Consider the following 26,249-nt stretch of genomic DNA (forward strand, 5'->3'; position numbering starts at 1 on the left):
CACACCACCAAGCCCTCTCAGACCCAGCAATACAATCAGTAGCCAAACGCCACCAACGTATCCCTTCCTAGCCTATTCACAAACCTCAAAGAACAAAACTGACGTTGCGGTCTGACCCGCTCCGTCGGTCGCCGCCTCATCAGCGGTGAACGGGCTTCTACGCGCCGCCCCGCCCCCTGTCAACGCCCACCAACGCATTCATTGAAATTTCTGAAAAACGTTGGCCAATACTAGGAATTTCTGAAAACAGGCGGCGCCAAAATGGGCCGGCACCGCCATTTTCACCATCGCAGTTCGGCCATGAGCAGAACGCATGCTCGATGGCATTTACATGACAGAAACAGCCTCAGGCGGCCTCCGCCAAAGCCCCCACAACGGTCAGACCATCCTCGCCGACGCCGACCTTCACAGTCTCGCCGTCGTGGATCGTACCGGCCAGAATCGCACTCGCCAGCCGGTTCTGCAGGCTGCGCTGGATCACCCGCTTCAACGGCCGCGCGCCATAGACCGGATCGTACCCCTCGTTCGCCAGCCAATCCCGCGCCGCCTGGTCGAGCCGCAGCGTAATCTTGCGGTCGGCCAGCAACGCCTCGAGATGGTGCAACTGGATATCCACGATCGTCGCCATATCCGCCCGCTGCAGCCGCCGGAACAAAATGACCTCGTCCAACCGGTTGAGGAACTCCGGCCGGAAATGGCCACGCACCACGCGCATCACCGCCGCTTCGGCCATCATCACATCCTCGCCGTCCGGCTGCGCCGCCAGGATCTCACTGCCGAGGTTCGAGGTCAGGACAATGATGGTATTCTTGAAATCCACCGTCCTGCCCTGACCATCCGTCAGGCGCCCATCGTCGAGCACCTGGAGCAGCACGTTGAACACGTCCTCGTGCGCCTTCTCGACCTCGTCGAACAGAATCACCTGATACGGCCGCCGCCGCACCGCCTCGGTCAGCACGCCGCCTTCCTCGTAGCCGACATAGCCGGGCGGTGCGCCAATCAGCCGGGCAACCGCGTGCTTCTCCATGAACTCGCTCATGTCGATCCGCACCATCGCGCGCTCGTCGTCGAACAAAAACTCGGCCAGCGCCTTGCACGTCTCGGTCTTGCCCACCCCGGTCGGGCCGAGGAACAGGAACGAGCCGATCGGCCGGTTCGGGTCCTGCAGCCCGGCGCGCGCACGCCGCACCGCATCGGAGACCGCGCGCAGCGCCGCCTCCTGCCCCACCACGCGCGCACGCAGCAGATCTTCCATTTTGGTCAGCTTGGCCCGCTCGCCTTCAAGCATCTTATCGACCGGAATGCCGGTCCAGCGCGCCACGACATGCGCGATCTGCTGCTCGGTGACCGCTTCATTCACCATCGCGCCGCCGGCCGTCCCATCGCCCGCGCCGGCCGCGAGCTTGCGCTCCAGATCGGGGATGACGCCGTACATCAGCTCCGATGCCCGGGCCAGATTACCCGCCCGCTGCACCATTTCCATCTCGCCGCGCGCCTGGTCGAGTTTTTCCTTGAGTTTCTGCGTCTCGTTCAGCCGGTCCTTCTCGCCCTTCCAGGCCGCCGACATCGCGTCCGATTTTTCCTCGATCGCCGCGATCTCGCCTTCCAGCCGCCCCAGCCGCTCCTTCGAAGCCGCGTCGTCTTCCTTGCGCAGCGCCTCGCGCTCGATTTTCAGCTGCATCAACCGCCGATCGAGCTCATCCAACGCCTCCGGCTTGCTATCCACCTGCATCCGCAGCCGTGATGCCGCCTCATCGATCAGATCGATCGCTTTGTCCGGCAGGAACCGGTCCGAAATATAGCGGTTCGACAGCGTGGCCGCCGCCACCAGCGCGGAATCCAGAATCCGCACGCCGTGATGCAGCTCGTATTTCTCCTTGATGCCCCGCAGGATCGAAATCGTGTCCTCCACGCTCGGCTCATCGACGAACACCGGCTGAAACCGCCGCGCGAGCGCCGCATCCTTCTCGATGTATTTCCGATATTCATCGAGCGTCGTCGCACCGATGCAGTGCAACGCCCCGCGCGCCAGTTCCGGCTTGATCAGGTTAGAGGCATCCATCGCGCCATCCGCCCGCCCCGCGCCGACCAGCGTGTGCATCTCATCGATGAACAGGATGATCTCGCCATTGGCGGTCTCGATGTCCTTGAGCACCGCCTTCAGCCGCTCCTCGAACTCGCCGCGGAACTTCGCACCGGCGACCAGCGCGCCCAGATCGAGCGACATCAGCCGCTTGTTCTTCAACGCCTCCGGCACATCACCGTTCACGATCCGCAGCGCCAGACCCTCGACAATCGCGGTCTTGCCCACGCCGGGCTCGCCGATCAGCACCGGATTGTTCTTGGTCCGGCGCGCCAGCACCTGGATCGCGCGCCTGATTTCCTCATCGCGCCCGATCACCGGGTCGAGTTTCTGCGCCCGCGCCGCCTCGGTCACGTCGCGCGCATATTTTTTCAGCGCGTCGAAATTCTGCTCGGCATTGGCGCTGTCCACGGTGCGGCCCTTGCGAATATCGGCCACCGCCGTCTCCAGCGCCTGCGCCGAGGCACCTGCCGTCTTCAGCGCCCGCCCAGCGGCAGAATCGCTCGCGGCCAGCGCCACCAGCACGCGGTCCTGGGCGGTGTATTCATCGCCCGCCTTCTGCGCCATGGTCTGCGCGGCATCGAGCACCCGCACCAGGTCGGGCGTAATCTGCGGCTGGCCCGCGCCGGAACCCTGCACTTTCGGCAGTTTCGCAACGGCCGCGTCCACCGCGAACTTCACCGCCGCCGGATCACCCCCGGCGGCGCGGATCAACCCGGTCGCAGCGCCCTCGTCGTCATCCAGAAACGCCTTCAGCAGATGCTCGGGCGTGATGAACTGATGATAATCCCGCACGGCAATGGTCTGTGCGGCCTGAACGAACCCTCTGGCCCGCTCGGTGAATTTTTCAAAATCCATGTCTTGATCCCTTTCAGTCGGCGATCGGGCCGAACCGTCCCTCAATAGGCAACGGCGCGACCTTGCCGATCACAAATGGTTGTAGCATTGATCTCGCTCAAGAGGGGGATTTGATGCGGATCGACACGATGTATCGCTACCCGGTGAAAGGCCTGACGCCGGAGCCGCTGACGCATGCCGAACTCCGCCCAGGCCGCGCGATCGACTGGGATCGCGCCTTCGCCCTCGCCCAGGGCGACAGCCGGTTCGACCCGGCAACCCCGGCGTGGCGCCCGAAAACCGAATTCCTCTGCCTTGCCCGCAATATCGAAGCGGCACAGCTCACCGCGCGATTCGAACCCGCCACCGGCATCCTCACCCTGATCGCGCCGGATGGCGCGGCACTCGATGCCGAACCGCTCACCGCCGCAGGCCGCGCTGCCATCACCGCCTTCATCGCGGGCGCTCTACCCGGTGCCATGCGCGGCACCCCCCAGTTCGTTTACGTCGATGGCCATAGTTTCTGCGATCACGACGGCGCGGTGATCAGCCTGATCGGCATGCCAAGCCTGCAATCGCTCGGCGACGCTGCCGGCGCGCCACGCCAGCCGATGCGCTTTCGCGCCAATCTCTACCTCACCGGTCTCGAACCCTGGGAGGAATTGACCTGGATCGGCCGCACCATCGCGATCGGCGACGCCCGCCTGCGCGTGACCGAACGCATCAACCGCTGCGCCGCCACCTGCGTGAACCCCGAAACCCGGCAGCGCGACGCCAACCCGGTCAAGGAATTGATGGACCATTTCGGCCATGTCGATTGCGGCGTGTTCGCCGAAGTGCTGGAGGGCGGCCGCATCGCGCCGGACGACTCCATCCGGCTGCTGTCATGAGCGCGCCCATCCTGCGTCCCGGCGAGACCGTCTGGCGCCTCGACCACGCGGATCGGATGGCGGTGATCATCGATGGCGCGGCCTATTTCCGCGCGCTCAAGGAAGCGATCCTGTCCGCCCGGCATTCAGTGATGATGATCGGCTGGGATTTCCACACCGGCATCCAGCTCGAACGCGATGGCGAGGCGACGCAGGGTGTGCCGAACCGGCTCGGCGATTTCCTCACCCATGTCGTCAAGCGCAACCCGTCCCTGCACGTCCATGTGCTGCGCTGGGATCTGGCGTTCATGAAAATGCCGATGCGCGGCACCACCCCGCTGATCCTGCTCAACTGGCTCACCTCGCGCCGCATCCATTTCCGGCTCGATGGCAACCACCCCTCCGGTGGCTGCCACCACCAGAAAATCGTGGTGATCGACGACCGCCTGGCCTTCTGCGGCGGCATCGACACGACGGTCGGCCGCTGGGACACCGGCGAGCATATCGACGATGATCCCCGCCGCGACGAACCCGATGGCAAGCGCTACGGCCCCTGGCACGACGTGACCACCGCGGTCGATGGCGATGCCGCCCGCGCCTTGGGCGATCTGGCGCGCATGCGCTGGCTGGCCGCGACCGGCAAGCGGCTCGCCCCACCACCGGCGCGTGCCGAAATTCCCTGGCCGCGCAGCCTGGAACCGCGCATCCGCGACGTCATGGTCGGGATCGCGCGCACCTGGCCAAAAACCGCCGAAATGCCCGAAACCCGCGAGATCGAGGCGCTCTACGTCGCCGCGATCGCCGCGGCGCGCCACACCATCTATCTCGAAAGCCAGTATTTCGCCGCCCCGCGCATCGCCGCCGCCATCGCATCCCGCCTTACCGCGCCGGACAGTCCGGAAATCATCATCATCAACCCCAAACGCGCCGATGGCTGGCTCGAGGAGGAAGCCATGGGCTCCGCCCGCGCCCTGCTGCTGCGCGACCTCAACCGGCTCGACCACGGCGGCCGCCTGCGCTTCGCCACCCCGGTCAGCGCGGGCGATGCGGATATTTATGTCCACGCCAAGGTGCTGATCATCGACGACACCTTGCTGCGGGTCGGCTCGTCGAACATCAACAACCGCTCGATGGGCATCGACACCGAATGCGATCTCGCGATCGAAGTGCCGCACGAGGGTCCGGACCGCGCCGACCTGCGGGCGGCCATTCTCGACGTGCGGGACACGCTGCTTTCCGAGCACCTGGGCACCACTGTCGAGCGCGTCCGCGAGGCCATCGCCGCGCATGGCTCGCTGGTCCGCGCCTACGATGCGCTGCTGCCGGCCGCCGGCCGTCGCCTCGCGCCGTTCGAACCACCACCGATCAACGATCTGGAAGCCAAACTCGCCAAAAGCGGCGCGCTCGACGCGGACAGCGTGGAAGCCATGGCACCGAATTTTCTGCGCGCCCTTCGCCTGATCAACAAACCGCGGCCGAAACACCTCCTCAACCGACTTACGCACCGCACGAAAACAGCTTAATCTCGCGCGATGCTGACCGATCTGCCGAACGTCCTGACCCTGTCGCGGATCGCCGCCATTCCGCTGCTCGTGCTGCTGGTCGCGCTGCGCGACCCGACCGCCGATCTGCTCGCCGCGGCCCTGTTCACCCTCGCCGGCATCACCGACTGGCTGGACGGGCGCCTTGCCCGCACCCGCCGGCAGCTCTCCAACCTCGGCCGCATGCTCGACCCGATCGCCGACAAACTCCTGGTCGGCGCCACGCTGATGCTGCTGGTCGGATTCCACCTGCTGCCGGCGTTCGGCATCTACCCCGCCATCGTGATCATGCTGCGCGAAATCCTGGTCTCGGGCCTGCGCGAATATCTCGCGGGCATCAGCATCGGCCTGCCGGTCACCAGGCTCGCAAAATGGAAAACCGCCGCCCAGATGGGCGCGCTCGGCGTGCTGCTGCTGGGCGATCAGGGCGCTGCGATCCTCGGCATCGGCGGCTTTCCCGCAACCGATATCGGCGGCGTGCTGATCTGGCTGGCCGCGATCCTGACGCTGATCACGGGCTGGGATTACCTGAACGCCGGGCTGCGGCATCTCATTCAACCCGATCCTGCGCCCTGATCTTGGACGGACGAGATCAGGCAAAGAAAGTCTTCTTTTTTGTGAACAAAAAAGCAGCAAAAAAAACTTCACTCATCTGGGCCCGTGCCCCAAGGTCAAAAAGTTTTTTGCGTCTTTTTTACAAAAAAGAAGCCTTCCCTTCAGACTGCTCCTGAAAATGTCAAATAACGTAACACCAAGACCCGTCCTCGCCCTGGTCGGCTGGTCCGGCAGCGGCAAGACCACCCTGCTGACATCGCTCATCCCGCTCCTCACCGCGCGCGGCCTGATCGTCTCGACGCTGAAACACGCCCATCACAAGGTCGACCCCGACCAGCCAGGCAAGGACAGCCATCGCCACCGCATGGCCGGCGCGACCGAGACCATGCTGGCCACGCGGGACCGTTTCGTGCTGTTTCGCGAGCATCGCAGCGAGGACGAACCCGATCTCGCCATGCTGCTGGCCCGCATGGCTCCAGCCGATCTCTACCTCGCCGAAGGGTTCAAATCGGCCCCGGTCGACAAACTCGAAATCCACCGCCCCGCGCTCGGCAAGCCGCCACTCTGGCCCGATTTCGAACACGTTATCGCCGTCGCGAGCGATGCGGCGCTGCCCGATTGCCCCCTGCCGGTGCTCGATCTCGCATCGCCGACGGCTGTCGCGGCATTCATCGTCACCCGTCTCGGCTTGAGATCGGGCAGTAATCCGGCGCATAACAGCATCAGCGGCTTCTGAAGGAATCAACACGATGCGGCGTGGCTCCCGATCCATCACGATGAAAACACTCTCCAGACCCCTGACCCTCGCGGTTCCCGGCGCCATGGCGCTCCTGCTGTCCGGCTGCGCCGGCGTCGGCAATTACCTCGGCAGCACGCTCAATCCATTCGGCGATCCCAACGCTCCGAAGGGCTACGCGCTGAACATGCAGCGCGCCCGCGGCAACGATGTGGCGGTTGCTCCCATCCTGCCGCAAGCGGGCGATGTCTGGCCCGGCCCGGTCCGCCCGGTGCCGACCCTGAGCGACATCCAGCAGCACATGAACACCCCGCTCGGTCAGGAGTTCCAGAACGAGTACGGCCGGAAACCGACCGGCACCAACGCCTATTCCGTGCCGGAGGGCGGCATGGCCACGCCCGAACCCCACGCAAATAGCGGCCCGAACGCCGGCACCACCAAATTTGGCGGCTACGGCCATGCCGTGAACGGCAGTTCCACCTCACCCGGCAGCGCCCAGAGCGCGCTGCCCAACGAACCGGCCGCACCCGCCACCACGCCGACCCCGGCCAAGACCATCGGCAGCGGCAAGCAATTCGCGGTCGGCCAGACGCTGATGGGCCCGACCGGTCCGGCCGGCGTCGTCAGCGGATCGAGCAACGGCCGCTACCAGACCGTCGCCCCGATCAATGGCGGCGGCGGCGGCATCCTGATCCCGAACGGCAACGGCACCGCCACGCTGATCCAGCCCAACGGCCAGGTCGTCACCGTGCAGGGGCAATAGCCCTGCCGTGAAAATCCTCTATTTCGCCTGGTTGCGCGAGCGGATCGGCCACGCCGAAGACACGATCGATCCGCCCGACAGCGTCACCACGATCGGTGAGATGACCGAGTATCTGGCCGGCCTCAGCCCCGCCCACCAGCGCGCCTTTGCCAACCGCGATGCCATCAAGACCGCGCTCGATCAGGTGTTCGCGCCGCCCGAGACACCCCTGGGCGATGCGCGCGAACTCGCCTATTTCCCGCCGTTCACGGGCGGCTGACCATGCCGCGGATCATCGTCGGGCCCGCCGATTTCGATCCCGGCACCGCGCTGGCCACGCTGGAGGCCGATGCCGGCGCCGTCGCCAGCTTTATCGGCATCGTGCGCGGCATCGCCGATAACCGGCCGCTCACGGCCCTCACGCTGGAACACTACCCCGGCATGACCGAACAGGCCCTGGCCACCATCGCGAATACCGCAATGACCCGCTGGCGCCTGCTCGACTGCCTGATCATCCACCGCACCGGCCGGCTCGAACCCGGTGCGCGCATCGTGCTCGCCGCCGCCGCCAGCGCTCATCGGGGCGATGCGATCGAGGCGATGACTTTCCTGATCGACTGGCTGAAAACCGACGCCCCGTTCTGGAAACACGAAGAGTTCCGCGACGGCACCGCACGCTGGATCGCGCCGCGCGAGACCGACCAGAGCGCGCGGGATCGCTGGACCGCACCGTAAAAGGCCACGCCAGCCAGCGCGGGCCTGGTATTTCCGCTCAAGCCGAAACCCTGCGAACCCGCCCGCGATCCAACCGGCGACCGTGACGCAGCCCGATGGCAGACGCCTCAGGCGTCCGGCTGCGCCCCATCGCGCCCGGAACCCAGCAGTTTTGTTGCAGAACCCAACTATCAGATAATTTCACGACAACAGTATCAAATACTAGATATAATAATATTATTTCAACAATTACTATCAAATTAAAATTATTTTGTTGACGGCTACGTCTTTCGGTTGTATTGATTGATCATATTAACCGGGGGTTGTGATGAAAATACTCATTTTTGGGCATATACTCGATAATAAAGACATCATGACGATGTTCTTCAAATCGAAACTCGTCGTCGTCGATGAAACCGCGGAGTCCGAGGAAGCACTCGATCTCGTGAGGTTCTACGATTACGATGCCGTTCTGCTGCGCCTCGCGGACACGCGGTCCACCGAAATCGAATTGATCCGCCGCCTGCGGATCGGCGGCCTGCGCTGCCCGATCGTCGCGGTGGCGCACAGCCTCGGCGAATCAAGCCGCCTGCGGGTGCTCGAAGCCGGCGTCGACGATCTGATCGTCAACGCGACCTCACAGGAGGAAATCTTTCTCCGCGTGCAGAATCAGGTTCGCCGCAGCCGCGGCTTCCAAAGCCCATCCCTCGTGATCGGCAATGTCCAGATCAACATGAACGCGAAAAAGATTTTCGTGGGCGACATCGAGGTCAGCCTCACCAAAAAAGAATACCAGATCGTGGAAATCCTCGCCCTGCGCAAAGGCTGCGTTCTCAGCAAGGAAGCGATCCTCGATCACCTCTACGGCGGGCTCGACGAGCCCAACCCCAAGATCATCGATGTGTTTATCTGCAAGATCCGCAAAAAACTGCTGGCGCTCGGCGCGGATGAACTGATCGAGACCAACTGGGGCCGCGGTTATCTGGTTGTCGAAAAACGCAGCCCCGACTATGCGCCGCAAGCCAATCCGGCCGAGCCGGTCGAGCAGGATGACGCGCGGCTGCGCACCGGAATGTTCCTCAGGGTCGGGACGTGATCATGTCCCAACCCTGGGTCACGGCCCTGGAGGTCTCAGTCCGCGCTATCGACTACGGCTGGCTTGGCGTGAATCTCAGCCATCTTCTGCTCGACATGGCGCGAAAACACGAAATCCGCCGGGCGCTGATGATCGAGCGGAATATCTGCCGCCATCGCGCCCTCGGTCTTGATCCCCTGGATCGCCAGCTTGACCATTTTCCACGGCCGCTTGACCGAATCGACCACCGCCGTCGCCTCGAAACCGGAATGGACCATGCAATCGGCGCATTTCTCATAATTGCCGACGCCGTATTTATCCCAATCCGTCGACTCCATCAGCTCCTTGTAGGTCTTGGCGTAACCTTCACCGAGCAGATAGCAAGGCCGCTGCCACCCGAACACGTTGCGCGTCGGGTTGCCCCATGGCGTGCATTTATACGTCTGATTCCCCGCCAGGAAATCGAGGAACAGCGGTGACTGGTTGAACTTCCACGCCTGGCCGCGCGCCTTGCGCTCCTTGCCGTGGCGGAAAATCGCGCGGAACAATTCCTTGGTGCGCTGACGATTCAGGAAATGCTCCTGGTCCGGCGCCCGCTCATAGGCATAGCCCGGCGAGGTCATCACGCCATCGACCCCGATTTCATTGACGGTATCCAGAAACCCGGCAACCCGCGCCGGATCGGTCCCGTCGAACAGCGTGCAATTGATCGAAACCCGGAAGCCCTTGGCCTTCGCGAGCTTGATCGCGGCAACCGCGCGCTCGTACACGCCTTCCTGGCTCACGGCATTGTCATGCATCTGCTTGTCGCCATCCAGATGAATGTCCCAGCAGAAATTCTTGTGCGGCTTGTACTGGTCGATCTTTTTCTCCAGCAGGAGCGCATTCGTGCACAAATAAATGAACTTGCCGCGCGCGAGAATCTTCTCGACGATCTCCGGCATCTCCTTATGCAACAGCGGCTCGCCACCGGCGATCGCCACCACCGGCGCGCCGCACTCATCGACCGCCTCGAGCGCATCCGCCACCGAAAGCCGCTGGTTCAGGATGGGTGCCGGATAATCGATCTTGCCGCAGCCCGAGCAGGCCAGATTGCAGCGGAACAACGGCTCAAGCATCAGCACCAGCGGATAACGCTTCCGCCCCGTCAGATGCTGCTTGAGCACGTAAGACCCGACCTTGATCGCCTGATTAAGCGGCACGCCCATAAGATAACTCCTGAAACCCTTAAACTGAATAGACGACGTCAAAACCGGACGTTTAGTCGTCGCTCACTTCACTCGGCAGCTTGAACCGCACGTCTTCCGGCGTACCGGCCAGCATTTCGACCTCGATCGGCCCAAACCGCCTCAACCCTTCGAGCACGCCGCGCACCAGCACCTCCGGCGCCGAAGCACCCGCGGTCACACCCACCACCGAAATGCCCTCGAACCACGCGGCATCCAAATGACCGGCATCGTCGATCAGATACGACGGCCGGCCGAGCTCGGCGCCGATCTCGCGCAACCGGTTCGAGTTCGACGAATTGCGACTGCCGACCACCAGGATCAGCTCGACCTGCTCGGCCAGATGCCGCACCGCTTCCTGGCGGTTCTGCGTCGCGTAGCAAATATCGCGCACATCCGGCCCGGTAATGGTCGGGAAACGCGCGGTCAGCGCCGCGATGATCCCACGCGTGTCATCCACCGACAGCGTGGTCTGCGTGATATAAGACAGCATAGCCGGGTTTTCGACCGTCAGCGTCGCCACGTCCTCGACCGTTTGCACCAGGTACACCTGGCCATCGATCTGCCCGATCGTGCCCTCAACCTCGGCATGGCCGGCATGCCCGATCAGAATGATCTCGCGCCCCTGCCCGGCGTAACGCCGCCCCTCGGAATGGACCTTGGCCACCAGCGGGCAGGTCGCGTCGATCACCGGCAGCGAACGATCGCTGGCCGCCTTCTGTACCTTCCGGGCCACGCCATGCGCCGAAAACACCGTGATCGCACCATCCGGCACCTCACTGATCTCATCGACGAACACGGCTCCGCGCGCGCGCAAATCCTCGACCACATGCCGGTTGTGCACAATTTCGTGACGCACATAAATCGGCGGCCCAAACTTCACCAAGGCGCGCTCGACAATCTCGATCGCCCGCTCCACCCCGGCGCAAAACCCGCGCGGCTGCGCCAGAACCACCTTCATGGCAGGCACCACACCGGCAGCAGCGTCGGACCCCGCCTGGGTCAGTTCAGTCGAAGTCAGGGACATATCCATCGAGCTGACGCCCTTTCGTGATCCGTGGGAATATCAGAGTCGCCGCCAGGATCCGGCGCGATCTCATCGCATAGACACGGCCAGACTAAGTCATCGCCCCGCGATTCCGCAAGGCCCGCTGCCGCAACGCAGCGTGAACCGCCACACGCCCGCCATCCCTGTGGCGAATATGCCATGCTCGCCCGCCATTCCACCCCCCCGGTTTCATTCCCGCGCGGTTCGGCTTATGTCTGTCTCTAATAAGAGCCTGACTCCCGCACCGGTGCTCTTGCGTCATCCGCCCATCGATGGTCGGACAGACAACCCCGGCGCTGAGCAGACGGATCGTAAAGGACGTAACATGATGGCACATTACACAAGCGATCGTTCGGAGTTCCACACCGAGGGCCGCGCCTGATGCCGCCCCGCACCCCATTGCTGGACCGCATCAACATCCCCTCCGACTTGCGCAACCTCTCCGGCGAGCAACTCCGCCAACTGGCCGATGAACTCCGCGCCGAAACGATCGACACCGTTTCCGTCACCGGCGGCCATCTCGGCGCGTCGCTTGGCGTCGTCGAACTCACCGTCGCCATCCATGCGGTGTTCGACACCCCGCGCGACCGGCTGATCTGGGATGTCGGCCACCAGACCTACCCCCATAAAATCCTCACCGGCCGGCGTGACCGCATCCGCACCCTGCGCCAGCCCGGCGGCCTGTCCGGCTTCACCCGCCGCTCGGAGAGCGAATACGACCCGTTCGGCGCCGCGCATTCCTCCACCTCGATCTCGGCCGGTCTCGGCATGGCGATCGCGCGTGATCTCAAGGGCGATACGCCCCAGCGCAACGTCATCGCCGTGATCGGCGATGGCGCGATGTCCGCCGGCATGGCGTATGAGGCGATGAACAACGCCGGCGCCAGCAAATCCCGCCTGATCGTGGTGCTGAACGACAACGACATGTCGATCGCCCCGCCGGTCGGCGCCATGAGCGCCTACCTCTCGCGCCTGATCTCCTCGCGCAGCTTCCTGTCACTGCGCGATTTCGCCGCCCGCATGGCCAAGCGCTTCCCCCGTACCCTGGAACGCACCGCCAAGCGCGCCGAGGAATACGCCCGCGGCATCCTCACCGGCGGCACCCTGTTCGAGGAACTCGGCTTTTATTATGTCGGCCCGATCGACGGTCACAATCTCGACCATCTGCTGCCGGTCCTGCGCAACCTGCGCGATGCCGAGGGCGAGGAACCGATCCTGCTGCACGTCGTCACCCAAAAGGGCAAAGGCTACGCGCCCGCCGAAGCCTCGGCCGACAAATACCACGGCGTCTCGAAGTTCAACGTCGTCACCGGCGAACAGGCCAAGGCCCCACCCGGCCCGCCGTCCTACACCAAAGTTTTCGCCACTGCCCTGATCGCCGAGGCCGAGGCCAACCCGAACATCGTCACCGTCACCGCCGCCATGCCCGGCGGCACCGGGCTCGATGCGTTCGGCAAGCGCTTCCCCGCCCGCACCTTCGATGTCGGCATCGCCGAGCAGCACGCCGTCACCTTCGCCGCAGGCATGGCGACCGAAGGCATGGCACCGTTCTGCGCGATCTATTCCACCTTCCTGCAACGCGGCTACGACCAGGTGGTCCACGACGTCGCGCTGCAATCCCTGCCGGTCCGCTTCGCGATGGACCGCGCCGGCATGGTCGGCGCCGATGGCGCAACCCATGCGGGCGTGTACGATCTCGCATACCTCGGCTGCCTGCCCGGATTCGTGATCATGGCGCCGTCCGACGAGGTCGAACTGATGGATTGCGTCGCTACCGCCGCCATCATCGACGATCGTCCCTCCGCCTTCCGCTATCCGCGCGGCGAGGGCATCGGCCTCGAACTGCCGGCCCGCGGCACGCCTTGGGAAATCGGCAAGGGCCGCATGATCCGCGAGGGCAGCAGCGTCGCCATCCTCGCGCTCGGCCCGCGCCTGCACGACGCGCTGAAAGCCGCCGATGAACTCGCCGCCCGTGGCTTTCCCACCAGCGTGGCCGATGCCCGCTTCATGAAACCGCTCGACACCGCGTTGATCGACCAACTCGCCCGCCACCACGAAGTGCTGATCACCATCGAGGACGGTGCCGCCGGCGGTTTCGGCGCCGCCGTCGCGCATCACCTCGCCTGGTCCGGCGCGTTCGACCACGGTTTGCGCTTCCGCCCGATGACCCTGCCCGACCGCTATATCGATCACAACACCCCGGCCGCCCAGCTGATCGATGCCGGGCTGACCGCCAAGGATATCGTGGCGCACGCGCTCGCCGCCCTCGGCCGCAGCGGTCATAGCGAAAAAACGCATGGCTCGGTCGCAATTCCGGCACAGTGATCCCATTATCTATGGGTATGAAACGCCGTATTCTCATCGCAGCACCGCTCCTCGCGGCGCTGCCCCTGGTGGCTCCGTCGGTACGCGCTGCTGCCACGGATGCCGCATCGATTGCCGCCCCGGTCACCGCGCTCGATCGCGCCCTGATCACCACAATGAAGTCCGCCAGCGCGGGTGCCAGCTTCATGACGCGCTATACCGCGCTCAAGCCGGTGGTCGAGCAGAGTTTCAACCTGCCGGTCATCCTGGAAACCTCGGCCGGCCTGCTCTGGTCGCAAATTCCCCCGGCCCAGCAGACCGAGTTGCAGACGCTGTTCACCCAATACACCGTCGCCAGCTACATCAGCAGCTTCAGCGGCTACGGCGGCCAAAAATTCGAAACCCTGCCCGGCAGCCGCAGCGTCGGCGCCAGCCGCGTCGTCACGACCGATCTGATCGCGCCGACCGGCCACAAGACCAAGCTCGCCTATGTCATGAGCCCGGCCGGCAGCACCTGGAAAATCACCGACGTCCTGTTTGAAGGCACCATCAGCAAGGTCGCGACCCAGCGTTCGGATTTCGGCAGCCTGATCGAGCCGGGCAATGCCACCAAACTGATCGCCGCACTCAAACAGAAGGTCACCGCCCTGTCCGGCGGTGCGCTGCATGGCTGAGCAGGGCCGCGCGCCGGGCCTGCTCCGAGTCTGATCATGGTCGCCGTGCTGCCCGCGCTGGCGGATGCGCTCTGCCTCGCAGGCCTCGCCCAGCAGGCGATCGGTGCCAGCCTGATCAAAACCAGCCCCCCCACACCGTCGAGCGGCAACCACCCTGCCATCACCCTGCTGAAACCGCTGTACGGCACCGAACCCCTGCTCGAAGCCGCCCTGGAATCATGCTTCCTGCTCGATTATCCGAAATTCCAACTGGTGTTCGGCGCCGCAGACCCCACGGACCCCGTGCTTGCCATCATCGCCGCCTTGCGCCGACGCTACCCGCAGGTCGATGTCGCGGTCATCACCGGCCCCACCCCGCCCGGCCGCAACCGCAAGATCGCCAATCTGATCGCGATGCTGCCGGCCGCGAAACACGATCTGCTGGTGATCTCGGATGCCGATATCCACGCCAGGCCCGACTACCTCACCGCCATCGCAGCCGCGACCAACGCGACGAACACCGGCCTGATCACCTCGTTCTACACCGGCCTGCCGGCGAGCCCCGCCCTGCCCGCCGTGCTTGGCGCGATGCAGATCAACCATCAATTCCTCCCCGGTGCCGCCATCGCGCGCGCGCTCGGCCGGCGCGATTGCCTGGGTGCCACCATGGCGCTCAGCCGCGCGACCCTCACCGCGATCGGCGGCCTGCCTGCCCTGCTCGACCATCTGGCCGATGACAACGTGCTCGGCCAGCGCGTCCGCGCCATCGGCCAGCCGATCAACCTCGCCCGCACCATCCCCGCCACCAGCGTCACCGAATCGACGTTCAGGGCGCTGATTCGCCACGAGTTGCGCTGGGCGCGCACCATCCGTGCGCTGGTGCCCGGCGCCTATTGGGGGCTGATCGTGCAATTCCCGCTGTTCTGGGCGCTGGCCGGTCTGGTCCTGGCCGATTTCGCAACCTGGGCCTGGATTGTCCTCGCCCTCGCCGCCGGGCTGCGCTATGCGCTCGCCCGCCATCTCGAGCGTCGCCTGGGCCTCGCCGGCGGTGGCGCGAAATCCCCAACCCTTGCCAAAACCGCCGCGCCATGGCTTTTCCTCTTGCGCGACGGTCTTTCGGCGATCATTTTCGTGGCCAGTTTCTGGAGCGATACGGTCGATTGGCGGGGCCAGACGCTGCACGCCGATTCCGGCCGCAGCAACGGCGCGTTTTCCCCGGCAGCCAGTCCGGTACATGAGTTAGGATCGAAGCGATGATGAAGACCCTGTTCCTGCAACCCCCGTCGTTCGACGGGTTCGATGGCGGCGCCGGCTCGCGCTACCAGGCCAAACGCGAAATCCGTTCGTTCTGGTTCCCCACCTGGCTGGCCCAGCCCGCCGCGCTGATCCCCGGCTCGAAACTGATCGACGCGCCGCCGGCCAATCTCGGCATGGCCGATGTGCTGCCCCATTCCAACGCGGCCGATCTGGTGATCATCCATACCTCGACCCCGTCGTTCGCCAACGACGTCAAGGTCGCCGCCGCCATCAAGGACGCCAACCCGCGCGTCATCATCGGCATGATCGGCGCGAAGGTCGCAGTGCAGGCGCAGGAAAGCCTCGAGCGTGGCACCCCGGTCGATTTCGTCGCCCGCAACGAGTTCGACTTCACGATCAAGGACATCGCCGAGGGCAAGCCCTTCGCCGAGGTCGATGGTATTTCCTACCGCGATGCCACCGGCGCCATCATCCACAACAAGGATCGCGCGATCCTCGAAAACATGGACAGCCTGCCCTTCGTGTCGGATGTCTACAAGCGCGACCTGCGGATGGAAGATTATTTCATCGGCTATCTGCTGCACCCCTATGTCTCGCTCTACACCGGCCGCGGCTGCAAATCGCGCTGCACCTTCTGCCTCTGGCCGCAAACCGTCGGCGGCCACCGCTACCGTACCCGCTCGGTCGAACACGTCATCGCCGAGGTCAAGCAGATCCAGCGCGACTTCCCGCAGATGAAGGAATTGTTCTTCGACGACGACACCTTCACCGATAACCTGCCCCGCGCCGAAGCGATCGCGCGCGAGCTCGGCAAGCTCGGCGTCACCTGGTCGTGCAACGCGAAGGCCAACGTGCCGCGCGACACGTTGAAAGTGCTGGCCGACAATGGCTTGCGCCTGCTGCTGGTCGGCTATGAATCCGGCAATCAGCAGATCCTGCACAACATCAAAAAAGGCATGCGGATCGAGGTCGCCCGGCAGTTCACCAAGGATTGCCACGATCTCGGCATCAAGATCCACGGCACCTTCATCCTCGGCCTGCCCGGCGAATCCCAGGAGACCATCCGCGAGACCATCCAATTCGCCAAGGACATCAACCCCCACACCATCCAGGTCTCGCTGGCCGCGCCCTATCCGGGCACGTTCCTGTACGACCAGGCGGTGGAAAACGGCTGGCTCGACGTCGCCAACGCCGAATTGATCGACGATCACGGCATCCAGATCGCACCGCTGCACTACCCCAACCTGAGCCACACCGAGATTTTCGAAGGCGTCGAGATTTTCTACCGCAAATTCTACTTCCGCGCACCGAAGATCATGTCGATCCTCAACGAAATGGTCCGCAGCCCGCAGATGATGAAGCGCCGCCTGCGCGAAGGCGTCGAGTTCTATCAGTTCCTGCGCGAGCGCCACGCTGCCTGAACCGACCTCCGTCGTCTACTCGGCCGATGATTTCGGCCTGACCGAGAGCGTCAACGAAGCGGTCGAAATCGCCCATCGGGATGGCTGCCTCACCCAGGCCAGCCTGATGGTCGCGGCCCCGGCGGCGGCGGATGCGGTGGCGCGCGCGCAGCGCCTGCCCGGTCTCGCGGTCGGCCTGCATCTGGTGCTGGTCGATGGCGATTCCATCCTCGGCCACGCGGCCCTGCCGCATATCACCGGCCCGGACGGACGGTTCGGCACCGATCAGGTGGCGCGCGGCCTTCGCTACTTCGCCTCACCCGCCGCGCGGCGCGAACTTGCACGCGAAATCCGCGCCCAGTTCGAGGCGTTCCGCGCCACCGGCCTCGCGCTGCACCACGCTGACAGCCACAAGCACATGCACCTGCACCCCACGGTTGCACGCCTGATGATCACGATCGGCCGCGAATTCGGCCTCACCCGCATCCGCGTTCCCGCCGAGCCGCCCGCCGTGCTCGCCGCCTGCGGCGAGACACCGACGCTGGGGGACCGCGCACTGCACGCCTGGTCCAGCGTGCTGCGGTATCAGGCCCGCAGCGCCGGCCTGGCCAGTGCTGATCACGTGTTCGGCATCAAATGGTCCGGACAGATGACCCAGGACAAGCTCCGCATCCTACGCGCCCATCTGCCCGCAGGCTCGAGTGAAATATATTTCCATCCCGCCACATGGCAGGATACGTCACTCGCCCGGCTGATGCCCGGCTACCGCCACGCGGATGAACTGCAAGCCCTGCTGGCGCGTTAAGAGTCTGGTTGCGTCTTCGTGAGTCGGCAGGCTATTGCGCCATATCTCAAACCAGTCTCACCCATAAGGACGTTAATATTATTTTGAGAAAATTGTTGATAAAACTCGCCACGTATCGCCAATCATAATTTTTTCACTTGAAAACACGCTATAGTTGTAATAGAGGTGACAGAACTGAAACCTTAGAGCACTTACTTGCCGTTAATTTTCGCAACCTAGAACTCGACATCGCCTGGTTGGGTACAATTTCAAGGAGAGTTTTGTGGCAGTCTCACAATCTGCGACCGGTATCGTCTCGGTCACCCCATCCTATTCCGCTGCGCCGTTCAGCTTCGATGTGGCGGCAGGCATGGTTACATCGGTCCAGGACGCGCTGGCGCAACTCACGGCCCTGGTTGACGCGAACTCGATTTACGAACCCGTCACGGCCAACACAATCACCCTCGGCGCCGATGGCACCACGAGCTCTTCGATCCCGGCGCAAGTGACGTCCGCTACAACAGCCGAATTCATCTACATGGGCGGCAGCGTTAGCGGCGCCGGCAGCACGGTCAGCCTGCCGACCCAGACCAGTCGCGGCTTCGCCGGCCTGATCTTCACCTTCGCGGGCAGTGAGACGGTCACCGGCGGTGCCGGCAAGAACGAAGTCATCATGACAGGTGCCAACACCAACCTCACCTTCGACCCGCTCGGCGGCGCCGGGGGCGTCAGCACCATCTACGCCGGTGGCGGCAACAACAACTTCACGCTCGATGGCATCAACTATACCGTCGAAGTCACCAGCGGGAGCAACACGATCACCGCGGCGCTGAACAACGGCGCCTCGAACAGCTACAACACCATCTCCACCGGCGGTGGCAACAATCTGATTATGCTCAATGCTGGCACATCCACCGTTACCTCGGGCGGCACCGATCACGTCAAGATCGCCGATGCCGGCAATTTCGTGACCGTGACCGGTAACTCCCTGATTGGAATGACCACCACCTCGTCAAGTAACGCGGTTATGGCCACCGGCAACGATACGGTGAACATGGGCGGCACCGAAGATTCCGTCACCGCCGGCGGATCGACCAAGGTCAACGTCTTCGGCAATCTGAACTCAATCGACATGACTAACGGGTGGCAAGCAGAAGTGCTGGGCAACGCCAATACCATCACCAGCAGCAGCAACGCCGCGATTGCCGTTTTCGGTCAGGCCAATTTGGTCGACGCAGGCCCGACCGGCGTCTTCTACGCCTATGGCAGCGGCAACACGATCAATGCCGTCGGGGCGGATACCGTGATGGGGAACGGCAGCAATAACACGATCAATGTCGCCGGCGGCGGCGTCGTCTTCGCCGCGGGGACCGGTGACTCGATCATCGCCTCCTCGTCCAGCAGCGCCTTCGTCGTCCTGGGTGGCACGGGTGCTACCGATTTCGCAACGCTCTCTGGTTCTTCGCTCGGCTACGCCGCGGGCGGCGCGGCAATCGATGCGACCAACGGGACCGCCATGATCCTCGCATCCGGCAGCAACACCGCAACCCTCAGCGGTGGCTCGGTGGCAATTGTCGCGACCGGTGCCGACACCATCGTCGCGACCGGCTCCGCCTATGTGTATGGCGGCGCCGGCACGATCGATTTCGTCGGCGGCACCGGTTACAGCCTGATCGAACAGGGTAGCGGCGCGGTCACCGCAACCGCCGGTTCGGGGGGCATCAACGCCCATGGTGGCACCAGCGGCGGCAATTCGTTGGTCGGCGGTGCTGGCAGCAACACTCTCTACGCCGAAGGCACCGGCAGCACCCTGATCGGCGGCTCCGGCACCAACAATCTGTTCGCCGCCGCCGGTGCCACCACAATGGTCGGCGGCACCAACGCCACGCTGAACAATTTCGAATTCACCGCCAACACCGCCGGCAGCACGGATGTGGTCAGCGGCTTCAACGCCACCACCGATAAAATCACCCTCGGCTCCGGCGTCACCGTCACCAACCAGACCGTCAACAGCGGCGGCCTGAGCCTCACCCTCAGCGATGGCACCAAAATCTCGGTCCTCGGCGTTGCCAACACGCTCACGTCCAACACCAGCGGCTCCAGCACGATCCTCACCTGACCGCACGATCCAGACCCTCGGAAAACCGTTCGGCCCCAACCGGCCGGACGGTTTTTTTGTGATCAAAGTCCCGCCGCCACACCAACGCTTGAAACCTCCCGCCATCCGGGCCTAGTCACCCGCATGACCAAGGTCGCGCATCGCTTCGGCCGTTCCGGCTTCGGCACCACCCCGGCCGCCTACGCTCATGCCCGGCCAAACTACCCGCAAGACCTCTACGATACGCTTGCCACCCGCTGCGGCCTCGGCCCCGGCAGCCGCGTGTTCGAAATCGGCCCCGGCACCGGCACCGCCACCGCGGCCATCCTCGCCGCCGGTGTCGCCCACATCCGCGCGATCGAACCCGACCCCCGCCTCGCCGCGCATCTCCGCCAAACCCTGCCCAACCCCACCCTGACCATCGAACAAGCCCCGTTCGAACAAGCCAGCCTCCCCGCCGCCACGTTCGACCTCGGCATCGCCGCCACCTCGTTTCACTGGGTCCGCCAGCGGCCCGGCCTGCGCAAAGCCCACGCCGCGCTGAAACCAGGCGGCTGGTGGGCCATGTGGTGGACCCATTTCGGCAGCGGCACCGACGATGAGTTCCAGGCCGCCACCGCCCATCTGTTCGCCTCCATCCAGCCACAACCCGGCCGAACGAAGCCCCGCCCGCCGTTCGACCTCGATCACGCCGCCCGCCTGCACGACCTCGCCACCGCCGGCTTCACCAGCCCGCAGGCCGATACGTTCACCGCAACCGCGCTCTACGACACCGCAAGGCTGGTCACCCTCTACCGCGATTTCTCCGTCATCCAGGCGCTCGCGCCCGCCGCCCAGGCCGATTTCCTCGCCGAAATCGCCCGCATCGCCGACCACTCCTTCGCCGGCCACATCGAACGCCGCTTCACGACAACGCTTTACACAGCCCAGCGACCGCATCGCCAATCACCACCAGATCCTCTGGCCGCGACAGCCGGTGCCCGCCATCCTTGATCAGGATCACCTGCACATCGCGCGCCGTCAGGCACGCGGCGAGCCGCAGGCTGGTCTGCCACGGCACATCGTCATCCATCTGCCCATGCACCAGCCGCACCGCCCCCTCGAACGCGATCGGCGCACGCAGCACAAGCTGGCGCACCCCGTCATCGAGCAACCCCGCGCTCATCATGGTCGGCGGCCCATAGGCGCTCGGCATCGCCAGCACACCGTCACGCGCCAGCGCCTGCCGCGCCGCATCGCTCAGCGCCGGACGGATCAGATCCTCGGTAAAATCCGGCGCCGCCGCAATGCCGACCATTCCGCTCACCCGCGCCCCTAGCCAGCGCAGCAGCAACAGCATGATCCAGCCGCCCATCGAAGAGCCGACCAGCACGATCTCACCCTCCGGCACCACCGCCGCAATCACCGCATGCGCATCCGCCGCCCACCGGCCGATCGTGCCATCCTCGAACCGCCCGCCCGATGCGCCATGCCCGGAATAATCCAGCCGCAGCATCGCCTGCCCGCGCGCCGCACAGGCATCGCGCAAAAACAACGCCTTGCTGCCCTGCATGTCCGAGGCAAACCCCGGCAGAAACACCAAAGTCGGCCCCGCCCCCGGCAGATGCGCATAGGCCAGCGCCACCCCACCCGCCTCGATCCTGCCCACCACTTCCGTCATCACACTCTCCCCTTGCCGCGCCCGCCATGGTAACGCCGCCGTCGCACAGCAGGTGAGATATGGCCAAACCGTCCGACTACGCGATTCTACAGGTTCTGCCCCAACTGGAAACCGGCGGCGTCGAGCAGGTCGTCGTCGAACTGACCGAAGCGGTCGCCCGCACCGGTGCCCGCGCCCTGGTCGCGAGCCTGCCCGGCAAACTCGTCCCCGCCATCGAACGCGCCGGCGGCACCCATATCCCGCTCGACCTCAAATCCCGCAATCCGTTCCGCATGAGCTGGAACGGCGACCAACTGGCCAAACTGATCAAATCCCAGCGCGTCTCACTCATCCACGCCCATTCCCGCGCCCCCGCCTTCGCCGCCCGCGCCGCCAGCATGCGCCGCAGCATCCCGTTCGTGACCACCTATCACGGCGCCTACAACCAGACCGGCCCGCTCAAGAGCCGCTACAACGCCGTCATGGCCGGTGGCGACCGCGTCATCGCCATCTCCACCTTCATCGCCGATCTGGTCCGCGCCCGCCACCACATCGGCGATGACAAACTCCGCATCGTCCCCGGCGGCGTCGATCCCGCCCGGTTCGACCCCGATGCGATCAACGGCGGCCGCGTCGAACGCCTCGCCCGCGCCTGGCGCCTGCCGGACGGCGCCCCCACCATCATGCTGCCCGCCCGCCTGACCGCCTGGAAAGGCCAGCAGGTCATGATCGCCGCCCTCGCCAAACTCCGCCACCGCGACGCCATCCTCATCCTGGTCGGCAGCGCCCAGGGCCGCGACGCCTATCTGAAATCACTCTCCCACCTGGCCCAGAGCCTCGATGTCGCCAAACGCGTCCTGTTCGCGGGCGATTGCGCGGACATGCCCGCCGCCTACAAACTGGCCGATGTCGTGGTCAACGCCTCGACCGACCCGGAAGCCTTCGGCCGCACCATCGTCGAAGCCCAGGCGATGCGCCGCCTGGTCATCGCGACCGACCATGGCGCCGCCAGGGAGACCATCCGCGCCAACGAAACCGGCTGGCGCGTACCCCCCAACGACCCCGCCGCCCTCGCCGCCGCGATCGATCAGGCGCTCGATCTGCCGGTCGAAGCCCGCATCGCCATCGGCGCCGCCGCGCGCGATTTCGTTGCGACAAACTACGCCGTCAGCACCATGCAGGCCGGCAATCTCGCGGTCTATCACGAGTTGCTAGGGTGAAAATCCTGGTGATCCGCCACGGCGCGCTGGGTGACATCGTTCTCAGCCTCCCCGCCTTCGCCGGCATCCGCGCCCACCACCCAAATGCCACCATCACCCTGCTCACCACCGCCCCCTTCGCAGCACTCCTCGCGCAATCACCCTGGTTCGACCACGTCACGATCGATACCAAACCCGCCCCCTGGAACCTCCCTGGCCTGCTCGCCCTGCGCCGCGCGCTCACCGGCTTCGATTTCGTCTACGATTTGCAAACCTCATCGCGCTCCTCGCGCTATCACCGACCCACCGCCACGCCAATCCGGCCCGCAATACAATGCACAGCCGCGAACGCATCGCCGAACAACTCGCCATCGCCGGCATCCCCACCCTGCCCACCCCCGACCTCACCTGGCTCGCCACGCAACCACCACCCGGCCTGCCGACGCGCTTCACCGCCCTCATCCCCGGCGCGTCCCCCCATCGGCCGGAAAAACGCTGGCCCGCCGCCAACTTCGGCGCCCTCGCCACCACACTCACCACACAAGCCGTCATCCTCGGCACCAGAGCCGAACAACCGATCGCCGCCGAAATCCGCCACCTCTGCCCCACCGCCATCGACCTGACCGGCCGCACCACCCTGCCCCAACTCGCCGCCACGCTCGCCCGCGCCACCATCGCCATCGGCAACGACACCGGCCCCATGCACCTCGCCGCCGCCCTGAATACGCGATGCATCGTGCTGTTCGGCGGCGCCAGCGACCCGGCATTGACCGCACCCCGCATGCCGGATGGCGCTTGGCCGACAATCATCCGCGCGCGCGATCTTGCGGATTTGCCGGTCTCCGAGGTGGTTGCGGCGCTCGGGGACAGGTAAGCAAGAAAGCTCTACTTTTTTGTAAAAAAGTAGCAAAAAACTTTCTTTAATTTGGTGCACAGGCGCCCCGCCGGTACGGACCAAACTAACGAAGTTTTTTTTGCTTCTTTTTTGTTCACAAAAAAGAAGACCTCCCCTTACCTCACGCTTGGCTTTGCCTCGCCACCCCGGCATAACCCTGCCTCACCCCTGCCCCAAAGGAGCAAACCATGCCCGCGATCACCTTGCCTGACGGTTCCGTCCGCGACTATCCGGGCGCCGTCACGGGCACCACGATCGCGGCATCGATCGGCCCGGGCCTCGCAAAAGCCGCCATCGCCATGGAGGTTGATGGCGCGCTGATGGACATCGCCCGCGAAATCAGCGCCGATTCCCGCGTCCGCTTCATCACCCGCAAGGACCCCGAAGCCCTGACCATGATCCGTCACGATGCGGCGCATGTCATGGCCGAAGCCGTGCAATCGCTCTACCCCGGCACCCAGGTCACCATCGGCCCGGCGATCGACGGCGGCTTCTACTACGATTTCTTCCGCAACGAGGCCTTCACCCCGGATGATCTGCCGGCAATCGAGGCCCGCATGCGCGCCATCATCGCCGCCAACGCACCGTTCACCCGCGAAGTCTGGCCGCGCGACACCGCCATCGATTTCTTCGAATCCCGCGGCGAACGCTTCAAGGCCGAGCTGATCCGCGACCTGCCGGATGCCGAAACCATCACCATCTACCGCCAGGGCGACTGGCTCGACCTCTGTCGCGGCCCGCACATGCGCGCCACCGGCGATATCGGCGGCGCCTTCAAACTCACCAAGGTCGCCGGCGCCTATTGGCGCGGCGATCACCGCAACCCCATGCTCAGCCGCATCTACGGCACCGCCTGGCGCGACCAGAAAGAGCTCGACGCGCACCTCCACCAACTGGAAGAGGCCGAACGCCGCGACCACCGCAAAATCGGCCGCCAGATGGATCTGTTCCACATGCAGGAAGAAGCCGCCGGCTCGGTCTTCTGGCACGAAAAAGGCTGGCGCCTCTACCGCACCGTCGAATCCTACATGCGCCGCCGCCAGGAGCAGTTCGGCTACTCGGAAGTCCGCACCCCGCAACTGCTCGACCGATCGCTGTGGGAAAAATCCGGCCATTGGGACAATTACCACGCCCACATGTTCATCGCCGAAGTCGAGGACGAAAACAAAGTCCTCGCGGTCAAACCGATGAACTGCCCCTGCCACGTCCAAATCTTCAACCACGGCCTGCGCAGCTACCGCGAGCTGCCGCTGCGCATGGCCGAATTCGGCGCCTGCCACCGCTACGAACCGTCCGGCGCGCTGCACGGCATCATGCGGGTGCGCGCCTTCGCGCAGGATGACGCCCATATTTTCTGCACCGAAGACCAGATCGCGAGCGAAACCGTCCGCTTCGTCGAAATGCTCCGCGCCGTCTACGCCGATTTCGGCTTCGAGGATTTCACCGTCAAATTCGCCGACCGCCCGACCCCCCGCGCCGGCAGCGACGAAGTCTGGGACAAAGCCGAATCCGCCCTCAAATCCGCCTGCGCCGAAGCCGGCGTCAGCTACACGCTCAACCCCGGCGAAGGCGCGTTCTACGGCCCGAAACTCGAATTCGTCCTGCGCGACGCCATCGGCCGTGACTGGCAATGCGGCACGCTGCAGGTCGATTTCGTGATGCCCGAACGGCTCGACGCCAGCTACATCACCGCCTCATCCACCCGCGCTCACCCGGTCATGCTCCACCGCGCTATTGTGGGCTCGTTCGAACGCTTCATCGGCATCCTGATCGAAAGCTTCGCCGGCCGCTTCCCGCTCTGGCTCGCCCCCACCCAGGTCGCCGTCGCCAGTATCGTGACCGACGCCAACGACTACGCCGAAACCGTCGCCGCCACGCTCAAGGCCGCCGGACTCTCGGTCGTCACCGATACCCGCAACGAAAAAATCAACGCGAAAATCCGCGACCTCAGCCTCGCCCTGATCCCCAACATCCTGGTCGTCGGCCGCCGCGAAGCCGAACAGAACACCGTCGCCCTCCGCCGCCTCGGCAGCGATGCCTCGCAGTCGATAACGCTCGACGACATGGTCACCGCACTGAAAACCGAGGCTACGCCGCCGGATTTAAGGTAGGTTAAGGGTAAGACTGCTTTTTTGTAAAAAAGCAGCAAAAAACTTTTGGTTATCGGTGCCCGGGGCATGGTCTCGGGCATCGGACCAACTGATTAGCGCGCTCTGCGAGACATTTCAGGGGGGTTTCGCTGCGATGAGGTCACCGACGACCAGCGATTTTGATGCCAGCGCCCTTGTGATAGAATTCTGGCGACTGATGGCGACCAATGATTTCCATGCGGTCGGGGACGTCCTGGCACAGGAATTTACCCTGGAATGGCCGCAGTCCGGCGAATTGATCCGCGGCCCGCGAAATTTCGCTCTGCTCAACGCCGAATACCCCGCACAAGGGCCATGGCGCTTCACCATCAATCAGATCGTCGCGCAGGGCGAGACGGTCGTTTCATACCAACCTGAGGTTCCGTTGACTCGAAAGTGATTTGTCGCGGCTCGGGCGGGTATGATTCGCTGAACTTCCCTGGAGGAGGTTTGCGATGACGGTAG

The 26,249-nt window shown here is 64.6% G+C and carries 22 protein-coding genes and 1 pseudogene; 19 read left to right on the plus strand and 4 right to left on the minus strand.

Annotation, left to right across the window (positions count from 1 at the left end; translation table 11 throughout):
• Window positions 1-346 precede the first annotated feature (346 nt).
• A complete protein-coding gene (gene clpB, locus B7X49_RS09055; RefSeq protein ID WP_286703977.1) occupies window positions 347-2,941 on the minus strand; it encodes an ATP-dependent chaperone ClpB in 2,595 nt (864 codons plus the stop codon).
• 113 nt (window positions 2,942-3,054) lie between these two features.
• Between clpB and B7X49_RS09060 the strand changes: the two genes are divergently transcribed.
• The 8 genes from B7X49_RS09060 (at window position 3,055) to B7X49_RS09095 (ending at window position 9,173) form a co-directional block, all read left to right on the plus strand.
• Window positions 3,055-3,810, plus strand: a complete 756-nt coding sequence (locus tag B7X49_RS09060; RefSeq protein ID WP_286703978.1) for an MOSC domain-containing protein — start codon at window positions 3,055-3,057, stop codon at window positions 3,808-3,810.
• A complete protein-coding gene (locus tag B7X49_RS09065; protein ID WP_286703979.1) occupies window positions 3,807-5,312 on the plus strand; it encodes a phospholipase D-like domain-containing protein in 1,506 nt (501 codons plus the stop codon). The genes B7X49_RS09060 and B7X49_RS09065 overlap by 4 nt, the downstream gene beginning before the upstream one ends.
• Window positions 5,313-5,321: 9 nt before the next feature.
• Window positions 5,322-5,906, plus strand: coding sequence for a CDP-diacylglycerol--glycerol-3-phosphate 3-phosphatidyltransferase (pgsA, locus tag B7X49_RS09070; RefSeq protein ID WP_029313173.1), 585 nt, complete (start codon window positions 5,322-5,324; stop codon window positions 5,904-5,906).
• Between the two features lie 157 nt (window positions 5,907-6,063).
• Window positions 6,064-6,621: a molybdopterin-guanine dinucleotide biosynthesis protein B gene (mobB, locus tag B7X49_RS09075; RefSeq protein WP_286703980.1), complete on the plus strand. Its 558-nt coding sequence runs from the start codon at window positions 6,064-6,066 to the stop codon at window positions 6,619-6,621.
• 40 nt (window positions 6,622-6,661) lie between these two features.
• Window positions 6,662-7,384, plus strand: coding sequence for a hypothetical protein (locus tag B7X49_RS09080; RefSeq protein WP_286703981.1), 723 nt, complete (start codon window positions 6,662-6,664; stop codon window positions 7,382-7,384).
• A 7-nt stretch (window positions 7,385-7,391) separates the two neighbouring features.
• A complete protein-coding gene (moaD, locus tag B7X49_RS09085) occupies window positions 7,392-7,643 on the plus strand; it encodes a molybdopterin converting factor subunit 1 (protein ID WP_029313170.1) in 252 nt (83 codons plus the stop codon).
• Window positions 7,644-7,645: 2 nt separating this feature from the next.
• The gene (locus B7X49_RS09090; protein WP_286703982.1) at window positions 7,646-8,098 is read left to right on the plus strand and encodes a molybdenum cofactor biosynthesis protein MoaE; all 453 of its coding nucleotides are present in this window, start codon (window positions 7,646-7,648) and stop codon (window positions 8,096-8,098) included.
• 352 nt (window positions 8,099-8,450) lie between these two features.
• The gene (locus B7X49_RS09095) at window positions 8,451-9,173 is read left to right on the plus strand and encodes a response regulator transcription factor (protein ID WP_286703983.1); all 723 of its coding nucleotides are present in this window, start codon (window positions 8,451-8,453) and stop codon (window positions 9,171-9,173) included.
• Window positions 9,174-9,208: 35 nt separating this feature from the next.
• On the opposite strand, the gene hpnH is transcribed toward B7X49_RS09095, so the two are convergent.
• Both hpnH and ispH read right to left on the minus strand, forming a co-directional pair.
• Window positions 9,209-10,360, minus strand: coding sequence for an adenosyl-hopene transferase HpnH (gene hpnH / locus B7X49_RS09100; protein ID WP_286703984.1), 1,152 nt, complete (start codon window positions 10,358-10,360; stop codon window positions 9,209-9,211).
• A 52-nt stretch (window positions 10,361-10,412) separates the two neighbouring features.
• A complete protein-coding gene (gene ispH / locus B7X49_RS09105) occupies window positions 10,413-11,411 on the minus strand; it encodes a 4-hydroxy-3-methylbut-2-enyl diphosphate reductase (RefSeq protein WP_408735571.1) in 999 nt (332 codons plus the stop codon).
• Window positions 11,412-11,807: 396 nt separating this feature from the next.
• Here ispH and dxs point away from each other — a divergent pair, with 396 nt between their 5' ends.
• From dxs to B7X49_RS09140, 7 genes are all read left to right on the plus strand, one after another.
• Window positions 11,808-13,751: a 1-deoxy-D-xylulose-5-phosphate synthase gene (dxs, locus tag B7X49_RS09110; protein ID WP_286703985.1), complete on the plus strand. Its 1,944-nt coding sequence runs from the start codon at window positions 11,808-11,810 to the stop codon at window positions 13,749-13,751.
• Between the two features lie 17 nt (window positions 13,752-13,768).
• Window positions 13,769-14,404, plus strand: a complete 636-nt coding sequence (locus B7X49_RS09115) for an ABC transporter substrate-binding protein (RefSeq protein ID WP_286703986.1) — start codon at window positions 13,769-13,771, stop codon at window positions 14,402-14,404.
• A 36-nt stretch (window positions 14,405-14,440) separates the two neighbouring features.
• Window positions 14,441-15,640, plus strand: coding sequence for a bacteriohopanetetrol glucosamine biosynthesis glycosyltransferase HpnI (gene hpnI, locus B7X49_RS09120; protein ID WP_286703987.1), 1,200 nt, complete (start codon window positions 14,441-14,443; stop codon window positions 15,638-15,640).
• Entirely contained in the window at window positions 15,637-17,061 is a 1,425-nt protein-coding gene (gene hpnJ / locus B7X49_RS09125; RefSeq protein WP_286703988.1) for a hopanoid biosynthesis associated radical SAM protein HpnJ, read from the plus strand. The genes hpnI and hpnJ overlap by 4 nt, the downstream gene beginning before the upstream one ends.
• On the plus strand, window positions 17,054-17,845 hold the full coding sequence (gene hpnK / locus B7X49_RS09130) for a hopanoid biosynthesis-associated protein HpnK (RefSeq protein WP_286703997.1): 792 nt from the start codon (window positions 17,054-17,056) through the stop codon (window positions 17,843-17,845). Before hpnJ ends, hpnK begins: the two co-directional genes overlap by 8 nt.
• Before the next feature lie 262 nt (window positions 17,846-18,107).
• Window positions 18,108-19,943: a calcium-binding protein gene (locus B7X49_RS09135; RefSeq protein ID WP_286703989.1), complete on the plus strand. Its 1,836-nt coding sequence runs from the start codon at window positions 18,108-18,110 to the stop codon at window positions 19,941-19,943.
• Between the two features lie 123 nt (window positions 19,944-20,066).
• Window positions 20,067-20,915, plus strand: a complete 849-nt coding sequence (locus B7X49_RS09140; RefSeq protein ID WP_286703990.1) for a class I SAM-dependent methyltransferase — start codon at window positions 20,067-20,069, stop codon at window positions 20,913-20,915.
• Here the strand turns inward: B7X49_RS09140 and B7X49_RS09145 are convergent.
• Window positions 20,827-21,582 (minus strand): carboxylesterase, encoded by a 756-nt coding sequence (locus tag B7X49_RS09145; RefSeq protein ID WP_286703991.1) that lies wholly within the window; start codon window positions 21,580-21,582, stop codon window positions 20,827-20,829. The genes B7X49_RS09140 and B7X49_RS09145 overlap by 89 nt on opposite strands.
• A gap of 59 nt (window positions 21,583-21,641) precedes the next feature.
• Here B7X49_RS09145 and B7X49_RS09150 point away from each other — a divergent pair, with 59 nt between their 5' ends.
• The 4 genes and pseudogenes from B7X49_RS09150 to B7X49_RS09165 all read left to right on the plus strand — a co-directional run bounded on the left by B7X49_RS09150 (window position 21,642) and on the right by B7X49_RS09165 (window position 26,184).
• Complete coding sequence (locus tag B7X49_RS09150) at window positions 21,642-22,781, plus strand: glycosyltransferase family 4 protein (protein ID WP_286703992.1); 1,140 nt, start codon at window positions 21,642-21,644, stop codon at window positions 22,779-22,781.
• Window positions 22,778-23,634 (plus strand): annotated as a pseudogene (locus tag B7X49_RS18925) (glycosyltransferase family 9 protein). Before B7X49_RS09150 ends, B7X49_RS18925 begins: the two are co-directional and overlap by 4 nt.
• 209 nt (window positions 23,635-23,843) lie before the next feature.
• Window positions 23,844-25,766 (plus strand): threonine--tRNA ligase, encoded by a 1,923-nt coding sequence (thrS, locus tag B7X49_RS09160; protein WP_286703994.1) that lies wholly within the window; start codon window positions 23,844-23,846, stop codon window positions 25,764-25,766.
• 133 nt (window positions 25,767-25,899) lie between these two features.
• Window positions 25,900-26,184: a nuclear transport factor 2 family protein gene (locus tag B7X49_RS09165; protein ID WP_286703995.1), complete on the plus strand. Its 285-nt coding sequence runs from the start codon at window positions 25,900-25,902 to the stop codon at window positions 26,182-26,184.
• Window positions 26,185-26,249 lie beyond the last annotated feature (65 nt).

Source organism: Acidiphilium sp. 34-64-41, from assembly GCF_002282635.1.
Taxonomy (GTDB): domain Bacteria; phylum Pseudomonadota; class Alphaproteobacteria; order Acetobacterales; family Acetobacteraceae; genus Acidiphilium; species Acidiphilium rubrum.